Source organism: Pseudomonas tohonis (assembly GCF_012767755.2).
Classification (GTDB): Bacteria; Pseudomonadota; Gammaproteobacteria; order Pseudomonadales; family Pseudomonadaceae; genus Metapseudomonas; species Metapseudomonas tohonis.
Map to the genome: position 1 here is coordinate 6,170,995 of NZ_AP023189.1, position 19,209 is coordinate 6,190,203.

The following is a 19,209-nucleotide window of genomic DNA, read 5'->3' on the forward strand; positions in this document are numbered from 1 at the left end:
ATAGCAGGCCGGCCCTGGGCCCTGGCGAACCGGCACCGTTCGGGGCCAAGACAAAGCAGGGCAACCGCGCCTAAAATGGCCGCCAATTTCTTCCGGGGCAGCGACATGAACGATCCGCGCAAAGGCAGCGATGCCGAACCCACCACCCACTTCGGCTACCAGAGCGTTCCCGAGAGCCAGAAGGCCGACAAGGTCGCCGAGGTGTTCCATTCCGTGGCCGCCAAGTACGACCTGATGAACGACCTGATGTCCGGCGGCGTCCATCGGCTGTGGAAGCGCTTCACCATCGAGCTCTCCGGCGTGCGTCCGGGCAACCGCGTGCTCGACATCGCCGGCGGCACGGGCGATCTCACCCGCCAGTTCTCGCGCCTGGTCGGCCCGACCGGCGAGGTGGTACTGGCCGACATCAACGCCTCGATGCTCAAGGTCGGCCGCGACAAGCTGCTGGACAGCGGCGTCGCCGGCAACGTCAGCTTCGTCCAGGCCGACGCCGAGCAGCTGCCCTTCCCCGACAACCATTTCGATGTCGTCACCATCGCCTTCGGCCTGCGCAACGTCACCCACAAGGACGCCGCCCTGCGCTCCATGCTGCGCGTGCTCAAGCCCGGTGGCCGCCTGCTGGTACTGGAGTTCTCCAAGCCCACCAGCGGCCTGCTGTCCAAGGCCTATGACGCCTACTCCTTCAGCCTCTTGCCGCTGATGGGCAAGCTGATCACCAACGACTCCGAGAGCTACCGCTACCTGGCCGAGTCGATCCGCATGCACCCCGACCAGGAAACCCTCAAGGCCATGATGGTGGAGGCCGGCTTCGAACGCGCCACCTACCACAACATGACCGGCGGCATCGTCGCCCTGCACCGCGGCATCAAGCCCTGATGCTAACCCAGGCCCTGCTCGCCGGCGTCGAACACGGCATCAACCGCGTCCTCAGGCTCGACGGCACCGCGTTGCCACGCCTGTCGCGCCTCGAAGGCAAGGTGATCGAGATCGACTGCCTGGCCCCCGCCCTGCAGCTGTTCATCCTCCCCGGGGGCGACGGCCTGCAACTGGCCGCGAACTGGGCCGCCCCGGCCGATTGCCGCCTGCGCGCGCCGGCCGCCAGCCTCCTGCGCCTGGCCCTCAGCCGCGAGAAGACCGCCGTCCTGCACCGCCCGGAAGTCGAGCTGGACGGCGACAGCGCCGCGCTCATGGAGCTCGCCGGCATCCTCCAGGACCTCGAACTGGACTGGGAGTACGAACTGTCCCGCTGGCTCGGCCCGGTCGCCAGCCAACTGCTCGGCGCGCACGTCCGCAGCCGGGTCGACTGGACCGCACAGAGCCTCGACAGCCTGCGCCTGAACCTCGCCGACTACCTGGCGGAGGAGTCGCGCACACTGGTCGGCCAACGTGAGGCGGATGCCCGCTTCGCCGAACTGGACCGCCTCAAGGTCGACCTCGACCGCCTCGACGCCCGCATCGGGCGCCTGACCCAGAAAAGCAAACCCAACGCATGAAGCTGCTCGCCGTCCGCCGTCTGCTGCGCATCCAGAGTGTGGTCATCCGCTACCGCCTCGATGACCTGGTCTTCGACCTGCCGCTGCCCTGGTGGCTGCGCGCCCTGAGCTACCTGCTGCCCTGGCGCTGGCTCCCGCGCAAGCGCCTGGAGCTCTCCCGCGGCGCGCGCCTGCGCCTGGCGCTGGAAGGCCTCGGCCCGATCTTCATCAAGTTCGGCCAGTTGCTGTCCACCCGCCGCGACCTGCTGCCGCCGGACATCGCCGACGAGCTGGCACGCCTGCAGGACCAGGTCCCGCCCTTCGACCCCGCGCAGGCCGTGGCACGCATCGAGGAGCAGCTCGGCGCCCGCGTCAGCGAGGTCTTCGCCCGCTTCGACGTCGCCCCGCTGGCCTCCGCCTCGGTGGCCCAGGTCCACGCCGCGCAGCTGAAAAGCGGCGAGGAAGTCGTGGTCAAGGTGATCCGCCCCAACCTGCGGCCGATCATCCGCCAGGACCTCGCCTGGCTGTTCATCCTCGCCCGCGTCGCCGAGCGCCTGTCCAGCGACGCCCGCCGCCTGCGCCCGGTGGAGGTGGTCAGCGACTACGAGAAGACCATCTACGACGAACTCGACCTGCTCCGCGAGGCGGCCAACGCCAGCCAGCTGCGCCGCAACTTCGAAGGCTCGCCCCTGCTCTACGTGCCCCAGGTGTACTGGGACTGGTGCCGCCCCAAGGTGCTGGTGATGGAGCGCATCTACGGCGTCCCGGTCACCGACCTGGCGACCCTCGCCGACCAGCGCACCGACCTCAAGCTGCTGGCCGAACGCGGCGTGGAGATCTTCTTCACCCAGGTGTTCCGCGACAGCTTCTTCCACGCCGACATGCACCCCGGCAACATCTTCGTCAGCAACCGCCAGCCCTGGAACCCGCAGTACATCGCCATCGACTGCGGCATCATCGGCAGCCTCACCCCAGAGGACCAGGACTACCTGGCACGCAACCTGATCGCCTTCTTCAAGCGCGACTACCGCCGCGTCGCCCAGCTGCACATCGACTCCGGCTGGGTGCCCGCCGAGACCCGGGTCAACGATTTCGAGGCGGCCATCCGCACCGTCTGCGAGCCGATCTTCGAGAAGCCGCTCAAGGACATCTCATTCGGCCAGCTGCTGCTGCGCCTGTTCCAGACCGCGCGCCGCTTCAACATGGAAGTGCAGCCGCAACTGGTGCTGCTGCAAAAGACCCTGCTCAACATCGAAGGCCTCGGTCGCCAGCTGTACCCGGACCTCGACCTCTGGAGCACCGCCCAGCCCTACCTGGAGCGCTGGATGCGCGAGCGCATCAGTCCCAGGAGCCTGCTGCACAACCTGCAATCCCAGGTCGAGCAGGTGCCGCACCTGGCCAACATGACCCGCGACCTGCTGGAACGCATGAGCCAGCCCCATGCCGCCGATCCGCCGCCACCCTGGCACAAGCCCCGCGACGGCCTGGCCCTGCGCCTGATCGGCGCCGCCCTGCTGGTGGGCGCCGCCACCCTCGGCCTGGAGCAGCATGCGGCGGCCTGGCCCGCCTGGCTGATGCTGGCCGGTGGTCTGTATCTGGTATTGCGCCGATAGCCAAGCCTGCGCCGGCGCTGGCACACTAACCGCCCCGGTCAGGCCACGCATGGGCGCCTGACCCGCTCGTGGAAGTACAAATGAACGACTGGCTTGAACAGATCCACTGGAATGCGGACGGCCTGGTCCCGGCGATCGCCCAGGACCACAAGACCGGGCGCATCCTGATGATGGCCTGGATGAACCGCGAATCCCTGACCCTGACCGTCGCCGAGAACCGTGCCATCTACTGGTCACGCTCGCGCGGCAAACTGTGGCGCAAGGGCGAGGAATCCGGCCATGTGCAACGCCTGCACGAGCTGCGCCTGGACTGCGATGCCGACGTGGTGGTGCTGATGGTCGAGCAACTCGGCGGCATCGCCTGCCACACCGGCCGTGAAAGCTGCTTCTACCGCGTCTTCGAAAATGGCGACTGGAAGACCGTCGACGCGGTCATCAAGGACCCCGATGCGATCTACCACGCAGGACATACGCATGAGTGACACCCTCACCCGCCTCGCCGAGGTCCTGGAGGCGCGCAAGGGCGCCGCTGCGGACTCCTCGTACGTGGCCAGCCTGTACCACAAGGGGCTGAACAAGATTCTCGAGAAGGTCGGCGAGGAATCGGTGGAAACCATCCTGGCCGCCAAGGACGCCGCCACCAGCGGCGACTGCAGCGATCTGATCTACGAAACCGCCGACCTCTGGTTCCACAGCCTGGTCATGCTCGCCGCCCTCGGCCAGCACCCCCAGGCCGTTCTGGACGAACTGGATCGTCGCTTCGGCCTGTCCGGGCACGCTGAAAAAGCCGCCCGCCAGCCTTCCGCATAACGCATTAGCCTCAGGAGCAAACCATGGGTATTTTCGACTGGAAACACTGGCTGGTCATTCTGATCGTCGTCGTCCTGGTGTTCGGCACCAAACGCCTGAAGAACCTCGGCTCCGACGTCGGCGAAGCCATCAAGGGCTTCCGCAAGGCGATGAACACCGAGGAAGACCAGAAGGCCGAGCAGGCCGCCGCCCAGCCGCAGGCACAGCAGCCCGGCGCCCCGCTGAACCAGCCGCACACCATCGACGGCCAGGCGCAGAAGGTCGAAGAGCCGGTAGTGCGCAAGGACTGACCCAGCATGTTCGGTATCAGCTTTGGTGAACTGCTGCTGATCGGCCTGGTGGCGCTGCTGGTGCTCGGCCCCGAGCGCCTGCCCGGTGCCGCCCGCACCGCCGGCCTGTGGATCGGGCGCCTCAAGCGCAGCTTCAACGCCATCAAGCAGGAAGTGGAACGCGAGATCGGCGCCGACGAGATCCGTCGCCAGCTGCATAACGAACAGATCATGGCGCTGGAGAAGCAGATCAAGGAGAGCATCGTGCCTCCCGCTGCGGAACCCGTGCCCACGCCGGCCGCCCCGCAGCCGGCGCCCGAGGCCGCGCCAGCAGTGGCGGCCGAGGCGAGCCCCGCCGTACCGGCCGCTGACGCCGTAGCGGCCAGCGCACCCGCCGTCGCGCCCATCGAACAGCCACAGCCGCCACGCCCCCTATGAGCGACCAGAAGCCGGAACTGGACCAGGAAATGCCCCTGGTCTCGCACCTCACCGAACTGCGTACCCGCCTGCTGCGCTGCGTGGCCGCGATCTTCCTGATCTTCGCCGGGCTGTTCTACTTCGCCCAGAAGATCTACACCCTGGTCTCCGCCCCGCTGCGCCAGTACCTGCCCGAAGGCGCGACCATGATCGCCACCGACGTGGCCTCGCCCTTCCTCACGCCCTTCAAGCTGACCATGGTGGTGGCGCTGTTCCTCGCCATGCCGGTGATCCTGCACCAGGTCTGGGGCTTCATCGCGCCCGGCCTGTACAAGCACGAGAAGCGCATCGCCATGCCGCTGCTGGTGTCCAGCATCGTGCTGTTCTACGCCGGCATGGCCTTCGCCTACTTCCTGGTGTTCCCGCTGATCTTCCACTTCTTCGCCAGCGTCACCCCCGAGGGCGTGTCGATGATGACGGACATCAGCAGCTACCTCGATTTCGTCATGACCCTGTTCTTCGCCTTCGGCGTCGCCTTCGAGATCCCGGTGGCCGTGGTGCTGCTGATCTGGATAGGCGTGGTCGACGTCAGCTACCTGAAGAAGATCCGCCCCTACGTGATCATCGGGTGCTTCGTGGTGGGCATGGTCCTCACCCCGCCGGACATCTTCTCCCAGACCCTCCTGGCCATCCCCATGTGGCTGCTGTTCGAAGTCGGCGTGTTCTTCGGCGGGTTGATCCGCAAGCGTGGCGACCATCCCGAGGACAGCACCGACGAGCCCGGCGACCAGCCGCCCGCCACCCAGCCGTGAACCTGCTGCTGCTCGAAGAGGGCGACCTGATCGCCCCTGATCGTGCCCTGCTGCAGGGCCGCCGCCTCAGGCACCTGCACGAGGTGCACCGCGCCGAGGCCGGTGACAGCCTGCGCGTCGGCCTGCTCGGCGGCGCCATGGGCGAAGGCCGCCTGCTGAGCCTGGAGGCCGACCGCGCCGAGCTGCAGTTCAGCCTGGAGCAGGCCCCGCCGGCCAAGCTGCCGATCACCCTGCTGCTGGCCCTGCCGCGCCCGAAGATGCTCCGCCGCGTGCTGCAGACCGTCGCCGCCATGGGCGTACCGCGCCTGGTGCTGCTCAACAGCTACCGCGTGGAGAAGAGCTTCTGGCAGACCCCCTTCCTCGAGCCCGCCGCCATCCGCGAGCAGCTCGTCCTCGGCCTGGAACAAGCCCGCGACACCGTGCTGCCCGAGGTGGTGATCGAGAAGCGCTTCAAACCCTTCGTCGAAGACCGCCTTCCTGCCCTCGCCGCCGGCACCCTCGGCCTGGTCGGCCACCCCGGCCCCTGGCCCGCCTGCCCACGCGCAGTGGACGGCCCCCTCACCCTGGCCATCGGCCCGGAAGGTGGCTGGATTCCCTACGAAGTGGAAAAGCTCCAGGAAGCCGGCCTCGACCCGGTGCAGCTGGGCGAGCGCATCCTGCGCGTGGAAACCGCCGTCACCGCCCTGCTCGCCCGCCTGTTCTGACATCGCAGCCTTCAAGCCGCGCCCGCGCCTGCCGATAACCACGGAACTGCCTCGTTCGCTGGAGAAGTCCTCATGTTCCGCTGGTTCGGCAATATCAGTGTCAACCTCAAGCTGACCCTCGGCTTCGGCCTGGTACTGCTGCTCACGGTGCTCATCACCCTCACCGGCTGGCTGGCCCTCGACGCCACCCTGGAGCGCGGCGACAAGCTCGGCGCCAGCGCCAAGCTCAGCGAGATGACCAAGGACCTGCGCATCGCCCGCCAGGAGTACCAGATCAAGCAGGAGCCGGCGACGGCCGACAGGGTCGACGCCGCACTCAAGGCGATCGAGGCCTTCGCCCAGGAGCTCGACAAGCAACTCAGCGATCCCAGGGACCACGACCTCATCGATCAGGAGGAAGCCGCGCTCGGCGCCTACCGGCAGGCCTTCGGCCAGCTCGGCCAGGCCTACCAGGCCCGTGAGGCTTCACGCGCGCAGCTCGGCGCCAGCGCCGATGCCGCCGTGCTGGCGATCGGCGAGATCGAGCAGCGCATCCTCTCCGACATCGCCCTGGACGAAGCCTCGCGCCTCGACCAGTACCGCCAGATCAACGAACTGCGCCTCGCCGTGCAACAGGCCCGCTTCCAGGTGCGCGGCTACACCTACAGCAACGACCCCAGCCTGGAACAGGCCGCCCTCACCGCCGTGGATACCGCCCTGGCCGGCCAGGCCAAGCTCGGCGAGACGCTGGGTGAGGACGAAGACCTGGCCAAGGTCGCCGCCGGCCTCAAGGCCTACCGCGCCGCCATCGGCGCCTTCCGCAGCGCCACCGACGCCACCCTGGTGCACGCCCAGGCCATGACCACGCAGCGCGACAAGCTGTTGCAGATCAGCAACCAGCTGTTCGAGAGCCAGTCCGCCAAGCGCGAGAGCGAATCCGCCCAGACCCGCACCCTGCTGCTGACGGCCATCGCCATCGCCCTGGCCATCGGCATCGCCGCCGCCGTGATCATCACCCGGCAGATCGTCCTGCCGCTGCAGCGCACCCTGGCCGTGGCCGAACGCATCGCCTCGGGCGACCTGAGCGAAGACCTCAAGGTCGATCGCGGCGACGAACTCGGCCAACTGCAGAAGAGCATGCAGCGCATGACCCTGAGCCTGCGCGAACTGATCGGCCATATCCGTGACGGCGTCACCCAGATCGCCAGCGCCGCCGAGCAGCTTTCCGCCGTCACCGGGCAGACCAGCGCGGGGGTCAACAACCAGAAGGTCGAGACCGACCAGGTCGCCACCGCCATGAACGAGATGGCCGCCACCGTGCAGGAAGTCGCGCGCAACGCCGAGCAGGCTTCCGAGGCCGCCAGTTCCGCCGACCGCCTGTCCCGCGAGGGCGAGGTGGCGGTGAACGAGGCGGTCGAGCAGATGGATCGCCTGGCCACCGAAGTGGGCCGCTCCAACGAGGCCGTCGGCCGCCTCAAGCAGGAGAGCGAGAAGATCGGCAGCGTGCTCGACGTGATCAAGTCGGTGGCCGAGCAGACCAACCTGCTGGCCCTCAACGCCGCCATCGAAGCCGCCCGCGCGGGCGACGCCGGGCGTGGGTTCGCCGTGGTGGCGGACGAGGTGCGCGGCCTGGCCCAGCGCACGCAGAAATCCACCGAGGAGATCGAGGAACTGATCGCCGGCCTGCAGAGCGGCACCCAGCAGGCCGCCAGCCTGATGGACACCAGCCGCAGCCTGACCGAAAACACCGTCGAGCTGACCCGCCGTGCCGGCCGCCGCCTGGGCACCATCGCCCAGGCCGTTTCCACCATCCAGCAGATGAACCAGCAGATCGCCGCGGCCGCCGAGCAGCAGGGCGCGGTGGCCGAGGAGATCAACCGCAGCGTCATCAACGTGCGCGACATCTCCGAGCAGACCGCCTCGGCCAGCGAGGAAACCGCCGCTTCCAGCATCGAGCTGGCGCGCCTGGGCAATGAACTGCAATCGATGGTCTCGCGCTTCCGCGTCTGACAAAACGGCGCCCCGGGGGTAGGATCACGCAGTCGCCCTTCCCCCCCAAAGGCCCCGTCATGCGCCCACTGACCATCGACCTCGACGAACTGGCCTTCGCCCTCAACACCGAAGGCCTCGACCACTACCTCGACCTGCTCAGCGGCAAGCTGCTGCTGATCCCCGAGGAAGACCCCGACCCGGAACTGGACGCCCTGCTGCGTGCCGAGCCCGAACGCTTCCTCCTGGTGGAGCCGCTGACACCCGGCGAGAGCCTGCGGCTGATGCAGGAATTCCTCCACGAGGTGTCCCATCCCCACGCCTACACGGCCCTCGAGCAGGCCCTGGCCGGGCGCAAGCCGGTGCGCACCTTCAACCACGTGCTGATGGAGTACCCGGTGCTGCTGCAAGCCTGGCAGGCCTTCGAAGCCGCGCGCCTGCGCGAGCTGGCCCAGGACTGGCTCGAAGAGAACGAGCTGCGACCGGCCACGCCGCTGCACTGAACGGGAACCGCGCGCCGCCACTCGCCACCCGGGTCCTGCCCGCCCTGCGGCACGGCGATCGAAAATGAAAAAGGGCCGCATCGCGGCCCTTTCCGTTACAGCACCTGGCGCAGGAAGGCTTGCGCGCGCGGGTCCTGTGGCTGCTCAAAGAACTGCGCCGGCGGCGCATCCTCCAGCAACTTGCCATGGTCGAAGAACAGCACCCGGTCGGCCACCTCGCGGGCGAAGCCCATCTCGTGGGTGACGCAGACCATGGTCATGCCCTCGACGGCCAGCTGCTTCATCACGTCCAGCACCTCGCCGACCATCTCCGGGTCCAGCGCCGAGGTGGGTTCGTCGAACAGCATCACCTTCGGTTCCATGCACAGGGCGCGGGCGATGGCCACGCGCTGCTGCTGGCCGCCGGAGAGGCGCGAGGGGTACTCGTCGACCTTCTGCGAGATGCCCACCTTGGCCAGCAACGCCCGGGCCTTCTCCTCGCGCTCGGCCTTGCCGCGCTTGCGCACGACCTTCTGCGCCAGGCACAGGTTCTCCAGCACCGTCATGTGGGGGAACAGGTTGAAGTGCTGGAACACCATGCCCACCTCGCGGCGGTAGGCGTTCACATCGGTCCTGGGGTTGGCCAGGTCGACGCCGTCGATGCTCACCGAACCGGAGTCCAGCGCCTCAAGGCCGTTGAGGCAGCGCAGGAAGGTGGACTTGCCGGAGCCCGAGGGCCCGATCACCACCACCACTTCGCCGCGCTTCACCTGGGTGGTGACGTTGTCGACCGCGCGCACTTCATGGCCACGGGCGTCGAAGACTTTTACCAGCTCACGGACTTCAATCACTTTGCGCAAGCCTCCGTTCCAGGCGGTTGGCGATCTGCGACAGGGGCAGGTTGATCACGAGATAGAGCGCGGCGACGCAGAACCAGATCTCGAATGTGGAGAAGGAAGTGGTGATCGCCTCGCGGCCACTCTTGGTCAGTTCGGTGATGGCGATGACCGACACCAGCGAGGTGTCCTTGACCAGACTGATGAACTGCCCGGCCAGGGGCGGCAGCACACGCTTGAAGGCCTGGGGCAGGATCACGTGGCGCATCGACTGCCCGGCGGAGAGGCCGAGCGAGCGCGCCGCCTCGTTCTGCCCACGGGCGATGGACTGCACGCCGGCACGGACGATCTCGCCGACATAGGCGCCGGTGAACAGCGCCAGCGCCGCCACCCCGGCGAACTCGCGGGACAGGTTGAGCACGGTGCCGATGAAGAAATAGAAGATGAAGATCTGCACCAGCAGCGGCGTACCGCGCACCAGCTCGACGTACACGGTGGAGAGGTCGCGCAGGGTGGGGTTCGGCGACAGCCGGCAGAGCCCGGTGAACAGGCCGATGGCCAGGCCGAAGGCGCCGGACAGCACGGAGATCCACAGGGTGGTCCAGAGGCCCCAGAGCAGCGGGCCGGCGGCCCAGTGGCGGGTCACCCCGACGACGTCGCCCTCGGCCACGTCATCACCCTGGGAGACCTGCAGGCTGTCCCTGGCGATCACCAGCTGCTGCTCCTCGCCCGCCTCGTTGACCAGCGTCACCCGGGCGTTGGCGCCCTCCTCGGCGATGGCGTCGACCCGCGCGTACTCGGCGGCGCGCTGGGCTTCTTCGGCGTGGTAGGCGAAGTACTGGGGCACCCGGTTCCAGCGCCACTCGTAGGAGATCAGGGAGGTTGAGTACCAGAGGCCGTAGGCGACCACGACCAGGATCAGGCCGGTCAGTACGTGCCAGGGCCAGGTGCGACGTTGTTTTCTAGTCACGGGCTATCTCTTGCATGGCGGGAGGCCATAGAAGGCAAAAAGGCAGGCCCGGCCTCGTGAGCCGGAACCTGCCGTCTGCAGCGTGAAGCGTCGGGGCTTCGCGGCTGCGGTTACTCCATATCCTTCAGCCAGGCGGTGTTCTTGAACCACTTGGCATGGATGCGATCGTAGGTGCCGTCCTTCTGGATCTGGTGCAGCCAGTTGTTGATCCAGTTGATGCTGTCGTAGTCACCCTTCTTCAGGCCGAAGGCCAGGGGCTCGTAGGTGAAGGGCTCCTCCAGGTACACCAGCTTGCCGGCGCCGGCCTTGTTCACCGCGACCACGTTGTAGGGCGCGTCGTAGATGAAGGCGTCGGCCTTGCCGTTGACCACGTCCATCACCGCTTCCTGCTCGTTGTCGAAGCCGTTGTACTTGGCCTTGGCGATCAGCTTCTTGGCGACCATCTCGCCAGTGGTGCCGATCTTCGAGGTGATGCGGTACTGGGCGTCGTTCAGGTCCTTGTAGGACTTGATCTTGCCTTCCAGCTCCTTGCGGATCAGCAGCGTCTGGCCGACCACGATGAAGGGCTCGGAGAAGTTGACGCGCAGGTTGCGCTCCTGGGTCAGGGTCATGCCGGAGCCGATCATGTCGAACTTGTCGGTCAGCAGGGCCGGGATGATGCCGTCGTAGCTGGTGGAGACCAGTTCCAGCTTCACGCCCATCGCCTTGGACATGGCCTTGAGCAGGTCGACTTCGAAGCCGACGATCTCGCCGCGCTTGTTGGTCATCTCGAAGGGCATGTAGGTGGGGTCCATGCCGACGCGCAGGGTGCCGCGCTTGACCGCATCATCGACGACGCCAGCGTGGGCCAGGCCGGTGACGGCGCAGGCGGAGAGCAACAGGGATGCGAGAAGCTTCTTCATTCTTACTCCTGGTTGGGCAGATCGTTATTGTGTGCAGCCCACGGACGTCGGGCAGGCGCAGAATGCTAACCGCCCGGATCGTGGATGGCGAGTCAGAGGCAAGAAGTACGCCAGAATCGGACGGGTGGCGGGTGAAGCCTAGCTCTCCAGGAGGAAGGTGACCGGCCCGTCATTGACCAGGTGCACCTGCATGTCGGCACCGAAGCGCCCGGTGGCCACCTGCGGGTGCTTGAGGCGCGCCTGCTGCACCAGGTAGTCGAAGAGCTCCTCGCCCAGGGCGGGCGGCGCCGCGCTGGAGAAGCTCGGGCGCAGGCCGCTGCGGGTATCGGCGGCGAGGGTGAACTGGGAGACCAGCAACAGGCCGCCGCCGACCGCGCCGAGCGAGAGGTTCATCTTGCCCTCGGCGTCGCTGAACACCCGGTAGTTGAGCAGCTTGTGCAAGAGCTTGTCGGCGCTGGCCCGGCTGTCCTGGGGCTCGACGCCCACCAGCACCAGCAGGCCCCGGTCGATGGCGCCGACGGTTTCGCCGGCGACGTCCACGCGGGCCGCGGAGACCCGCTGCAGGAGGCCCTTCATCAGGCCTCGTCTTCCGGCGGCAGGTCGAGCAGGCGGCGGGCGATCTGGTCGGTGGCGCGCACCAGCGCATCGGTGATGCCCGGCTCGGATGCGGCATGGCCGGCGTCACGGACGATCTGCAGCTCGCTGTTGGGCCAGGCCTGGTGCAGGGCCCAGGCGTTGTCCAGCGGGCAGATCACGTCGTAGCGGCCATGCACGATGATCCCCGGCAGGTGGGCGATCCTGTGCATGTCGCGCAGCAGCTGGTTGGGCTCGAGGAAGGCATCGTTGACGAAGTAGTGGCATTCGATGCGGGCGATGGACAGGGCGCGCATCGGCTCGCTGAAACGCTCCACCACCGGGCCGCTGGGGCGCAGCGTGGCGGTGCGGCCTTCCCAGGTGGACCAGGCCTTGGCCGCGTGCATCTGGGCGATCTGGTCGCTGCCGGTCAGGCGCTTGTGGAAGGCGTGCAGCAGATCGCCCTGCTCGTCGGCCGGGATCGGTGCGACGTAGTCCTCCCAGTAGTCGGGGAACAGGCGGCTCGCGCCCTCCTGGTAGAACCAGGTGATCTCCTGCGGACGGCAGAGGAAGATGCCGCGCAGGATCAGCGCATGAACGCGCTCGGGGTGCTTCTGCGCATAGGCCAGGGACAGGGTCGATCCCCAGGAGCCGCCGAACAGCACCCACTTGTCGATGCCCAGGTGCTCGCGGATCAGCTCGAGGTCGGCGACCAGGTCCCAGGTGGTGTTGTTCTCCAGGCTGGCATGGGGCGTCGAACGGCCGCAGCCCCGCTGGTCGAAGGTGACGATGCGGTAGAGGTTGGGATCGAAGAACCGGCGGCTCATGGCATCACACCCGGCACCCGGTCCGCCGTGGATGAACACCACCGGCAGGCCGTCGGGCGAACCGCTCTCGTCGACATACAGCACATGCGGTTCGTCCACCGCCAGCTCATGGCGGGCGTAGGGCTTAATCTCCGGATACAAAGTCTGCATTCTGGGCTCCGATACTGTGCGTAAGCTCGACCCCTTGCGGGTCTGCGCCACCTGTCCTGCCGGGCATCATAACGAGGAAAAGGGAGTTAGGCATGTCACCTGGGAAGATGATTTTCGCGCTCGCGCTGATTCTGCTCACGCTCACCGGTTGCGGCCGGGACGATCCCGCCGCCGCGCTGGATGCCGCCGTGCAGCAACTGCAGGACAACCTCGAGGCGAAGAAGACCGGCGCGGTGCTCGACCAGTTGCACCCGCAGTTCACCGCCCAGAAGGAATTCGACCGCGAATGGGCCAAGCGCACCATGACCCTGCTGTTCCTGCGTCACAACAACGTGCGCATCCTGGCCCTGGGCAAGGCCAACCGCATCGACCCGACCTACAGCACCAAGGGCTACACCGAGGCCCAGGTGGGGCTTGCCGGCGCCGAGGGGTTGATCCCCGACGCCGCGCGGCACTATGCCGTGAAGCTGGAATGGTGGCTGGAGGACGGCGAATGGAAACTGGCACGGCTCGACTGGGAATGACGCCCAAGCTGCAACACCGCATCCGTGCCGCCGGCCTGCTGGTGGAGGCCGGCCGCATCCTGCTGGTCAAGCACGTGGTTGGCGACGACACCTACTGGATACCGCCGGGCGGAGGCTTCGAGTCCGACACCGACGCCTCCACCCGCGATACGGTGAGGCGCGAGTTCTTCGAGGAGACCGGGCTGGAGGTGGACGTCGGCCCGCTGGTCTACGTCCGCGAGTTCGCCGAGCCGGCGATGGGCCGCTTCCACATGGAGCTGTTCTACCGCATCGATGCCCGCCGCGGTGAGCCCACCCTGGCCAACCTCAAAGGCCTGGGCGGCGACGAGTTCGACATCCGCGAACTGGCCTGGATCAGCCGCGAGGAACTGGCCGCCCTGCCCTTCTATCCCGCCGAACTGCTGGACGACGCCTGGGATCGCCTCGCCCCTGCCCTGCCGACCATCCGCCATCTCGGCCTGCAGACCTAGCCCGACACCGCTCTTGTGGGAGCGAATTCATTCGCGAAAGGCCGGGTACCGGTGGGATCGATGGGATTCGCTGCGCTCTTCCCATCCTACGAAAGCCCTTCACCGCACGGCCCTGTAGGGGCGAATTCATTCGCCCATGGCCGCAACGCGGCCCCAGGCCGTCTCAACGCCCGTACCGCTCCCGCCCCCAGGCGAGCATCGCCAGCAGCAGCTGGCGGATGACCTTGCGGGTGGGCACGGCGAGGTCTTCGCGGAAGGCGAAGGGCTCCACTTCGTTCATGTAGGTGCGCTGGGCCAGTTCCAGCTGCACGGCGTGGATGTGCTGGTCGGGCTGGCCGTAATGGCGGGTGATGTGGCCGCCCTTGAAACGCCCGTTGAGCACATGGCTGTAGCCCTCGGCGCGGGCGCAGACGCTGACCAGCGCATCGGCCAGGCCCGGGTCGCAGCTGGCGCCGGCGTGGGTGCCGAGGTTGAAGTCCGGCAGGTGGCCGTCGAACAGGCGCGGGATGAAGGCGCGGATGGAGTGGGCGTCGAACAGCAGCGCATAGCCGAACTCGCGCTTCAGCCGCGCCAGCTCCTCGACGATGCGCCCGTGGTACGGCGCCCAGATGCCGTCCAGGTAACCGGCGCGCTCCTCGGCCGAAGGCTCGCACCCCGCCCGGAACAGCGGCTGGCCGTCGAACATCACGTCGGGGAACAGGCCGGTGGTGGCGGTGGCGTAGAGCGGCGTGTCGTCAGCCGGGCGGTTGAGGTCGATGACGTAGCGCGAGTAGTTGGCCGCCAGCAGCCCGGCGCCCAGCTCGGCGGCGAAATCGTAGAGCAGCGGGATGTGCCAGTCGGTGTCGATCAGCGAGCGCGCGCCGTCCACCAGGCCGGCCTCCACCGCCGGGGTCAGGCGGGTGCCGGGGTGCGGCATGCTGATCAGCAGCGGCACGCGGCCGGGGGTGAAGTCGAGGACGTTATCCAAGGTCGATCTCCTGTCCATGGCGCACCACCCGCTTGGGCAGGTCGCCGCCGAGCCAATAGGCCAGTTGTGCCGGGCGCTCGATGTCCCAGGCGACGAAGTCGGCGAGCTTGCCCGCCTCCAGGCTGCCGCAGCGCCCGGCCAGGCCCAGGGCACGGGCGGCGTTGAGGGTGACGCCGGCCAGGGCCTCTTCGGGGGTCAGGCGGAACGAGGTGCAGGCCATGTTCAGCATCAGCCGCAGCGACAGCGCCGGCGAGGTGCCGGGGTTGAGATCGCTGGCCACCGCCATGGCCACGCCGTGGCGGCGCAGGGCCTCGATGGGCGGCAGCCGGGTTTCGCGCAGCAGGTAGAAGGCGCCGGGCAACAGCACGGCGACCGTGCCGGCATCCGCCATGGCGATGGCGTCGTCCTCGGTCATGTACTCCAGGTGGTCGGCCGACAGCGCGCCATAGCGCGCCGCCAGGCTGGAACCGTGCAAGGACGACAGCTGCTCGGCGTGCAGCTTGACCGGCAGCCCCAGCCCGCGCGCGGCCTGGAACACCCGCTCGACCTGGGCCGGGGAGAAGGCCAGGTGCTCGCAGAAGGCGTCCACCGCATCCACCAGGCCTTCAGCGGCCAGTTGCGGCAGGATCTCGGTGCACACCCGCTCGATGTAGTCGTCGGCGCGCCCGGCGTATTCCGGTGGCAGCGCATGGGCGGCCAGGCAGGTGGTGGTGACCGTCAGCGGCAGCACCTCGCCCAGGCGCCGGGCGACCCGCAGCATCTTGCGCTCGCTGGCCAGGTCCAGCCCGTAGCCGGACTTCACCTCCAGGGTGGTGACGCCGTCGCGCAGCAGGTGCCTGGCGCGCGTCACCGCACTGGCCAGCAGTTCGTCCTCGCCGGCTTCGCGGGTGGCGCGCACGGTGCTGGCGATGCCGCCGCCCCGGGCGGCGATCTCGGCGTAGCTGACGCCCTCCAGGCGCTGCTCGAATTCGGCGCTGCGGTCACCGCCGAACACCAGGTGGGTGTGGCAGTCGATCAGCCCCGGGGTGACCCAGGCGCCGCCCAGGTCGATGCGCTCGGCGCCGGTGGTGTCGGGCGCCTGGTCGAGCGGCCCGACCCAGCGGATCAGCTCGCCCTCGGTGAGCAGGGCGCCGTCCTCGATGATCGAGTAGCGCCCGCCCTGCAGGGTGGCGAGACGGCAGCCGTGCCAGAACCTCTTCATTGCAATCCTCCTGTCCGTGCGGAAATCGTCTCCAGGGCCGGCACCTCGCGCAGCAACGCCACGGCGGCGCCGATATCGGGGGCCAGCCAGCGGTCCTCCTCGTAGGCCGGCACCCGCTCACGCAGCAGGGTGCGGGCCGCTGCGGTGCCAACGCCGGTGGCCAGCTCGCCGAGAAACTCCTGGGCCTGCGCCGCCAGCAGGTACTCGATGGCCAGTATCTGCCGGCAATTGCCCAGCGCGCGGCCGAGCTTGAGCGCGGCACTGGTGCCCAGGCTCAGGTGGTCTTCCTGCAACCCGGAGGTGACGAAGTTGTCCACCACCGCCGGTTGCGCCAGGTGGCGGTTCTCGCCGGCCAGGGCCGCCGCCACGTACTGCACGATCATCATTCCCGAGTTGACCCCCGGGCGGCTGACGAGGAAGGCCGGCAGGCCGCTGACCAGCGGGTTGACCAGGCGATCCAGGCGGCGCTCGGCGATGCCACCCAGCTCGGCGACGGCTATGGCCAGGAGGTCGGCGGCCATGGCCACTGACTCGCCGTGGGGGTTGGCCTGGGAGATCACCCGGTAGTGGTCCGGCGTGCCCAGCACCAGCGGGTTGTCGTTGGCGGAATTGAGCTCGGTCTCCACCTGGCGCGCGGCGTGGTCGAACTGGTCGCGGCAGGCGCCGTGCACCTGCGGGATCGAGCGGATGCTCAGGGCATCCTGGGTACGCAGACCCTGGCTGGCGGCGATCACCTCGCTACCGGCGAGCAGCGCGCGCAGGTTGCTGCCGACCCGCTGCATGCCCGGGTGCGGCTTGAGTTCGAGGATCGCCGGGTCGAAGGCGGCGAGCTGGCCGCGCAGGGCCTCGAAGCTCATGGCGCCGATCACGTCGGCCCAGCGCAGCAGGTGCTCCAGGTCGGCCAGCGCCAGGCAGGCGAGGCCGGTCATGCAGGGCAGGCCGTTGACCAGGCACAGCCCGTCCTTGGCACCCAGCTGCAGCACCTGCAGCCCCTCGGCCGCCAGCGCCTCGGCAGCGGGTACCACGGCACCGCGATAGCTCACCTCGCCGACGCCGAGCAAGGCAATGCCGACATGGGCCATGTGGGTGAGGTAGCCCACCGAGCCCTGGGACGGCACGCGCGGGGTGATGCCGCGGTTGAGCAGGTTGAGCAGCCCTTCCACCACCTGTGGCTGCAGGCCGGACTTGCCCTGGCTGTAGTTGGCGATGGCGCAGCAGATGATGGCGCGGGTCTGCTCGTCCTCCAGCACCGGGCCGACGCCGCAGGCGTGGCTGAGCAGGGTGTTGCGCGACAGCGCGGCGAGCTGCTCGCCCTCCAGCAGGATGTCGCTCAGGGCGCCCAGGCCGGTGCTGATGCCGTAGGCACGTTCGCCGCGCTCGACGATGCGGCGGACGATGGCGTGGGCGTTGTCGATGCGCGCCCAGGCAGCCGGCGACAACTCCAGGCGGTGGCCGCCTCGGGCCACGGCCACCACGTCTCGCCAGCGCAGCGCGCCGTCGCCGAAGACAGTGGTTCCGAGGGTGGTGGGGTTGGTCTTCACGATGTCCATGCCGTCCTCACAGGTTGGCCACGCGGCGCTGGACGAAACGGTCGACGTAGTCGTCAGCGGGCTGGTGGAGGATTTCCTTCGGCGCGCCGACCTGGATCAGCTGGCCGTCCTTGAGGATGGCGATGCGGTTGCCGATGCGCACCGCCTCGTCGAGGTCGTGGGTGATGAACACGATGGTCTTGTTCAGGCCCTTCTGCAGCTCCAGCAACTGGTCCTGCATGTCGGCGCGGATCAGAGGGTCGAGGGCGCTGAAGGCCTCGTCCATGAGGATGATGTCGGTGTCCGCCGCCAGGGCACGGGCCAGGCCCACGCGCTGGCGCATGCCGCCGGAAAGCTGGTGCGGGTAGGACTTCTCGTAGCCCGCCAGGCCCACGGTGGTGATCCAGTGCTGGGCGCGCTCCTGGCACTGCGCCTTGCTCTCGCCGCGCACCTTGAGGCCGTAGGCGACGTTGTCGAGCACGCTCTTGTGCGGCAGCAGGCCGAAGCTCTGGAACACCATGCTGATCTTGCGTCGACGGAAGTCGCGCAGGGCCTGCATGTCGTAGCGCAGGATGTCCTCGTCATCCACCAGGATCTCGCCGCTGGTGGGGTCGATCAGGCGGTTGAAGTGGCGCACCAGGGTGGACTTGCCCGAGCCGGACAGCCCCATGATGACGAAGATCTCCCCCGCCTCGATGGACAGCGACAGGTCGTTGACCCCCACCACGCAGCCGGTGGCGGCCAGCACCTCGGCCTTGCTGCGCCCCTGGCGGATCAGCGCCATGGCCTCCTCGGCGCGCGGGCCGAAGATCTTGTAGACGTTCTTCACCTGGATCTTGCTCATTGGCTGGCCTCGTGGCGGGAGCGGCCGTAGGCCTGGGTGATGCGGTCGAAGACCACGGCGAGGATGACGATGGCCAGGCCGGCCTCCAGGCCCTTGCCGACGTTGAGCGTCTGGATGCCGATGAGCACGTCCTCGCCCAGGCCACGGGCCCCGATCATGGAGGCGATCACCACCATCGACAGCGCCATCATGGTGGTCTGGTTGACCCCGGCCATGATGCTCGGCAGCGCCAGCGGCAACTGCACGCCGAACAGCTGCTGCCAGCGGTTGGCGCCGAAGGCGTTGACCGCCTCCATCACCTCGCCGTCCACCTGGCGTATCCCCAGGTCGGTGAGGCGGATCAGCGGCGGCGCGGCGTAGATCACCGTGGCGAAGATGGCCGGCACCTTGCCCAGGCCGAAGAGCATCAGCACCGGGATCAGGTACACGAAGCTGGGCATGGTCTGCATGATGTCCAGCAGCGGCATCAGCAGCGCCCGCAGGCGATTGCTGCGCGCCGAGAGGATGCCCAGCGGGATGCCGATCAGCACCGAGATGAAGGTGGCCACCAGCATCAGCGCCAGGGTCTGCATGAGCTTGTCCCACAGCCCCACCGCGCCCACCAGGAACAGCAGGCCGGTGATCACCAGGGTCGGCAGGACGCGGCGGGTGGCGTGCCAGGCGATGGCCGCCACCAGCGCCAGCATCAGCCACCAGGGCGTGGCGCGCAGCAGCCACTCCAGGTTGACGATGGCCCACAGCAGGGTGTCGGAGATGTGCCGGAACACATCCCCGTAGTTGGTCACCAGCGCATCGACCCAGCCATTGACCCAGTCGGCGATGGAAAATGTGAAGCGTTCGGGAAACATCGGGAGCTCTCCGGGTGAGTG

At 68.1% G+C, this 19,209-nt stretch carries 23 protein-coding genes; 13 read left to right on the top strand and 10 right to left on the bottom strand.

The features are described 5' to 3' along the window. Positions 1–105 precede the first annotated feature (105 nt). The 11 genes from ubiE (at position 106) to HSX14_RS28325 (ending at position 8,568) form a co-directional block, all read left to right on the top strand. Positions 106–876, top strand: coding sequence for a bifunctional demethylmenaquinone methyltransferase/2-methoxy-6-polyprenyl-1,4-benzoquinol methylase UbiE (gene ubiE, locus HSX14_RS28275; protein WP_111262836.1), 771 nt, complete (start codon positions 106–108; stop codon positions 874–876). Further along, positions 876–1,493: a ubiquinone biosynthesis accessory factor UbiJ gene (locus HSX14_RS28280; protein WP_173171136.1), complete on the top strand. Its 618-nt coding sequence runs from the start codon at positions 876–878 to the stop codon at positions 1,491–1,493. The genes ubiE and HSX14_RS28280 overlap by 1 nt, the downstream gene beginning before the upstream one ends. Then, a complete protein-coding gene (ubiB, locus tag HSX14_RS28285) occupies positions 1,490–3,085 on the top strand; it encodes a ubiquinone biosynthesis regulatory protein kinase UbiB (protein ID WP_173171135.1) in 1,596 nt (531 codons plus the stop codon). Before HSX14_RS28280 ends, ubiB begins: the two co-directional genes overlap by 4 nt. Positions 3,086–3,165: 80 nt before the next feature. Next, positions 3,166–3,567, top strand: coding sequence for a phosphoribosyl-AMP cyclohydrolase (gene hisI, locus HSX14_RS28290; protein WP_173171133.1), 402 nt, complete (start codon positions 3,166–3,168; stop codon positions 3,565–3,567). Continuing rightward, a complete protein-coding gene (locus HSX14_RS28295) occupies positions 3,560–3,895 on the top strand; it encodes a phosphoribosyl-ATP diphosphatase (protein ID WP_111262810.1) in 336 nt (111 codons plus the stop codon). The genes hisI and HSX14_RS28295 overlap by 8 nt, the downstream gene beginning before the upstream one ends. 23 nt (positions 3,896–3,918) lie before the next feature. Then, positions 3,919–4,185, top strand: a complete 267-nt coding sequence (locus HSX14_RS28300; protein ID WP_173171130.1) for a twin-arginine translocase TatA/TatE family subunit — start codon at positions 3,919–3,921, stop codon at positions 4,183–4,185. Between the two features lie 6 nt (positions 4,186–4,191). Then, positions 4,192–4,602, top strand: coding sequence for a Sec-independent protein translocase protein TatB (gene tatB, locus HSX14_RS28305; RefSeq protein WP_173171127.1), 411 nt, complete (start codon positions 4,192–4,194; stop codon positions 4,600–4,602). Further along, a complete protein-coding gene (gene tatC / locus HSX14_RS28310) occupies positions 4,599–5,393 on the top strand; it encodes a twin-arginine translocase subunit TatC (RefSeq protein WP_173171124.1) in 795 nt (264 codons plus the stop codon). The genes tatB and tatC overlap by 4 nt, the downstream gene beginning before the upstream one ends. Further along, on the top strand, positions 5,390–6,097 hold the full coding sequence (locus tag HSX14_RS28315; protein ID WP_173171121.1) for a 16S rRNA (uracil(1498)-N(3))-methyltransferase: 708 nt from the start codon (positions 5,390–5,392) through the stop codon (positions 6,095–6,097). Before tatC ends, HSX14_RS28315 begins: the two co-directional genes overlap by 4 nt. A gap of 72 nt (positions 6,098–6,169) precedes the next feature. Further along, positions 6,170–8,086, top strand: coding sequence for a methyl-accepting chemotaxis protein (locus HSX14_RS28320; RefSeq protein ID WP_173171118.1), 1,917 nt, complete (start codon positions 6,170–6,172; stop codon positions 8,084–8,086). A gap of 59 nt (positions 8,087–8,145) precedes the next feature. Further along, the gene (locus tag HSX14_RS28325) at positions 8,146–8,568 is read left to right on the top strand and encodes a UPF0158 family protein (protein WP_173171116.1); all 423 of its coding nucleotides are present in this window, start codon (positions 8,146–8,148) and stop codon (positions 8,566–8,568) included. Between the two features lie 95 nt (positions 8,569–8,663). On the opposite strand, the gene HSX14_RS28330 is transcribed toward HSX14_RS28325, so the two are convergent. From HSX14_RS28330 to pip, 5 genes are all read right to left on the bottom strand, one after another. Then, positions 8,664–9,398, bottom strand: coding sequence for an amino acid ABC transporter ATP-binding protein (locus tag HSX14_RS28330; RefSeq protein ID WP_173171698.1), 735 nt, complete (start codon positions 9,396–9,398; stop codon positions 8,664–8,666). After that, positions 9,391–10,353 carry an amino acid ABC transporter permease gene (locus HSX14_RS28335; protein WP_173171113.1) on the bottom strand — a complete coding sequence of 321 codons (963 nt, stop codon included), beginning with the start codon at positions 10,351–10,353 and terminating at the stop codon, positions 9,391–9,393. Before HSX14_RS28335 ends, HSX14_RS28330 begins: the two co-directional genes overlap by 8 nt. A gap of 110 nt (positions 10,354–10,463) precedes the next feature. Continuing rightward, positions 10,464–11,255 (bottom strand): transporter substrate-binding domain-containing protein, encoded by a 792-nt coding sequence (locus HSX14_RS28340; protein ID WP_111262802.1) that lies wholly within the window; start codon positions 11,253–11,255, stop codon positions 10,464–10,466. A gap of 138 nt (positions 11,256–11,393) precedes the next feature. Beyond that, positions 11,394–11,831, bottom strand: a complete 438-nt coding sequence (gene dtd, locus HSX14_RS28345; protein ID WP_173171110.1) for a D-aminoacyl-tRNA deacylase — start codon at positions 11,829–11,831, stop codon at positions 11,394–11,396. Further along, positions 11,831–12,805, bottom strand: coding sequence for a prolyl aminopeptidase (pip, locus tag HSX14_RS28350; RefSeq protein ID WP_111262800.1), 975 nt, complete (start codon positions 12,803–12,805; stop codon positions 11,831–11,833). The genes dtd and pip overlap by 1 nt, the downstream gene beginning before the upstream one ends. A 92-nt stretch (positions 12,806–12,897) precedes the next feature. On the opposite strand from pip, the gene HSX14_RS28355 reads away from it, so the two are divergent. Together HSX14_RS28355 and HSX14_RS28360 are read left to right on the top strand one after the other, a co-directional pair. Beyond that, positions 12,898–13,329: a hypothetical protein gene (locus tag HSX14_RS28355; protein ID WP_173171106.1), complete on the top strand. Its 432-nt coding sequence runs from the start codon at positions 12,898–12,900 to the stop codon at positions 13,327–13,329. Beyond that, on the top strand, positions 13,326–13,799 hold the full coding sequence (locus tag HSX14_RS28360) for an NUDIX domain-containing protein (RefSeq protein WP_173171103.1): 474 nt from the start codon (positions 13,326–13,328) through the stop codon (positions 13,797–13,799). The genes HSX14_RS28355 and HSX14_RS28360 overlap by 4 nt, the downstream gene beginning before the upstream one ends. Before the next feature lie 163 nt (positions 13,800–13,962). On the opposite strand, the gene hutG is transcribed toward HSX14_RS28360, so the two are convergent. From hutG to HSX14_RS28385, 5 genes are read right to left on the bottom strand one after another with little or no spacing between them, the layout of a single operon-like run. Next, complete coding sequence (hutG, locus tag HSX14_RS28365; RefSeq protein ID WP_173171100.1) at positions 13,963–14,766, bottom strand: N-formylglutamate deformylase; 804 nt, start codon at positions 14,764–14,766, stop codon at positions 13,963–13,965. Then, on the bottom strand, positions 14,759–15,967 hold the full coding sequence (gene hutI / locus HSX14_RS28370; RefSeq protein ID WP_173171097.1) for an imidazolonepropionase: 1,209 nt from the start codon (positions 15,965–15,967) through the stop codon (positions 14,759–14,761). The genes hutG and hutI overlap by 8 nt, the downstream gene beginning before the upstream one ends. Continuing rightward, a complete protein-coding gene (locus HSX14_RS28375; RefSeq protein ID WP_173171094.1) occupies positions 15,964–17,517 on the bottom strand; it encodes an HAL/PAL/TAL family ammonia-lyase in 1,554 nt (517 codons plus the stop codon). The genes hutI and HSX14_RS28375 overlap by 4 nt, the downstream gene beginning before the upstream one ends. Positions 17,518–17,524: 7 nt before the next feature. Beyond that, complete coding sequence (locus HSX14_RS28380; RefSeq protein ID WP_173171091.1) at positions 17,525–18,340, bottom strand: quaternary amine ABC transporter ATP-binding protein; 816 nt, start codon at positions 18,338–18,340, stop codon at positions 17,525–17,527. Continuing rightward, entirely contained in the window at positions 18,337–19,188 is an 852-nt protein-coding gene (locus HSX14_RS28385; RefSeq protein WP_111262793.1) for an ABC transporter permease, read from the bottom strand. Before HSX14_RS28385 ends, HSX14_RS28380 begins: the two co-directional genes overlap by 4 nt. Positions 19,189–19,209: the final 21 nt, after the last annotated feature.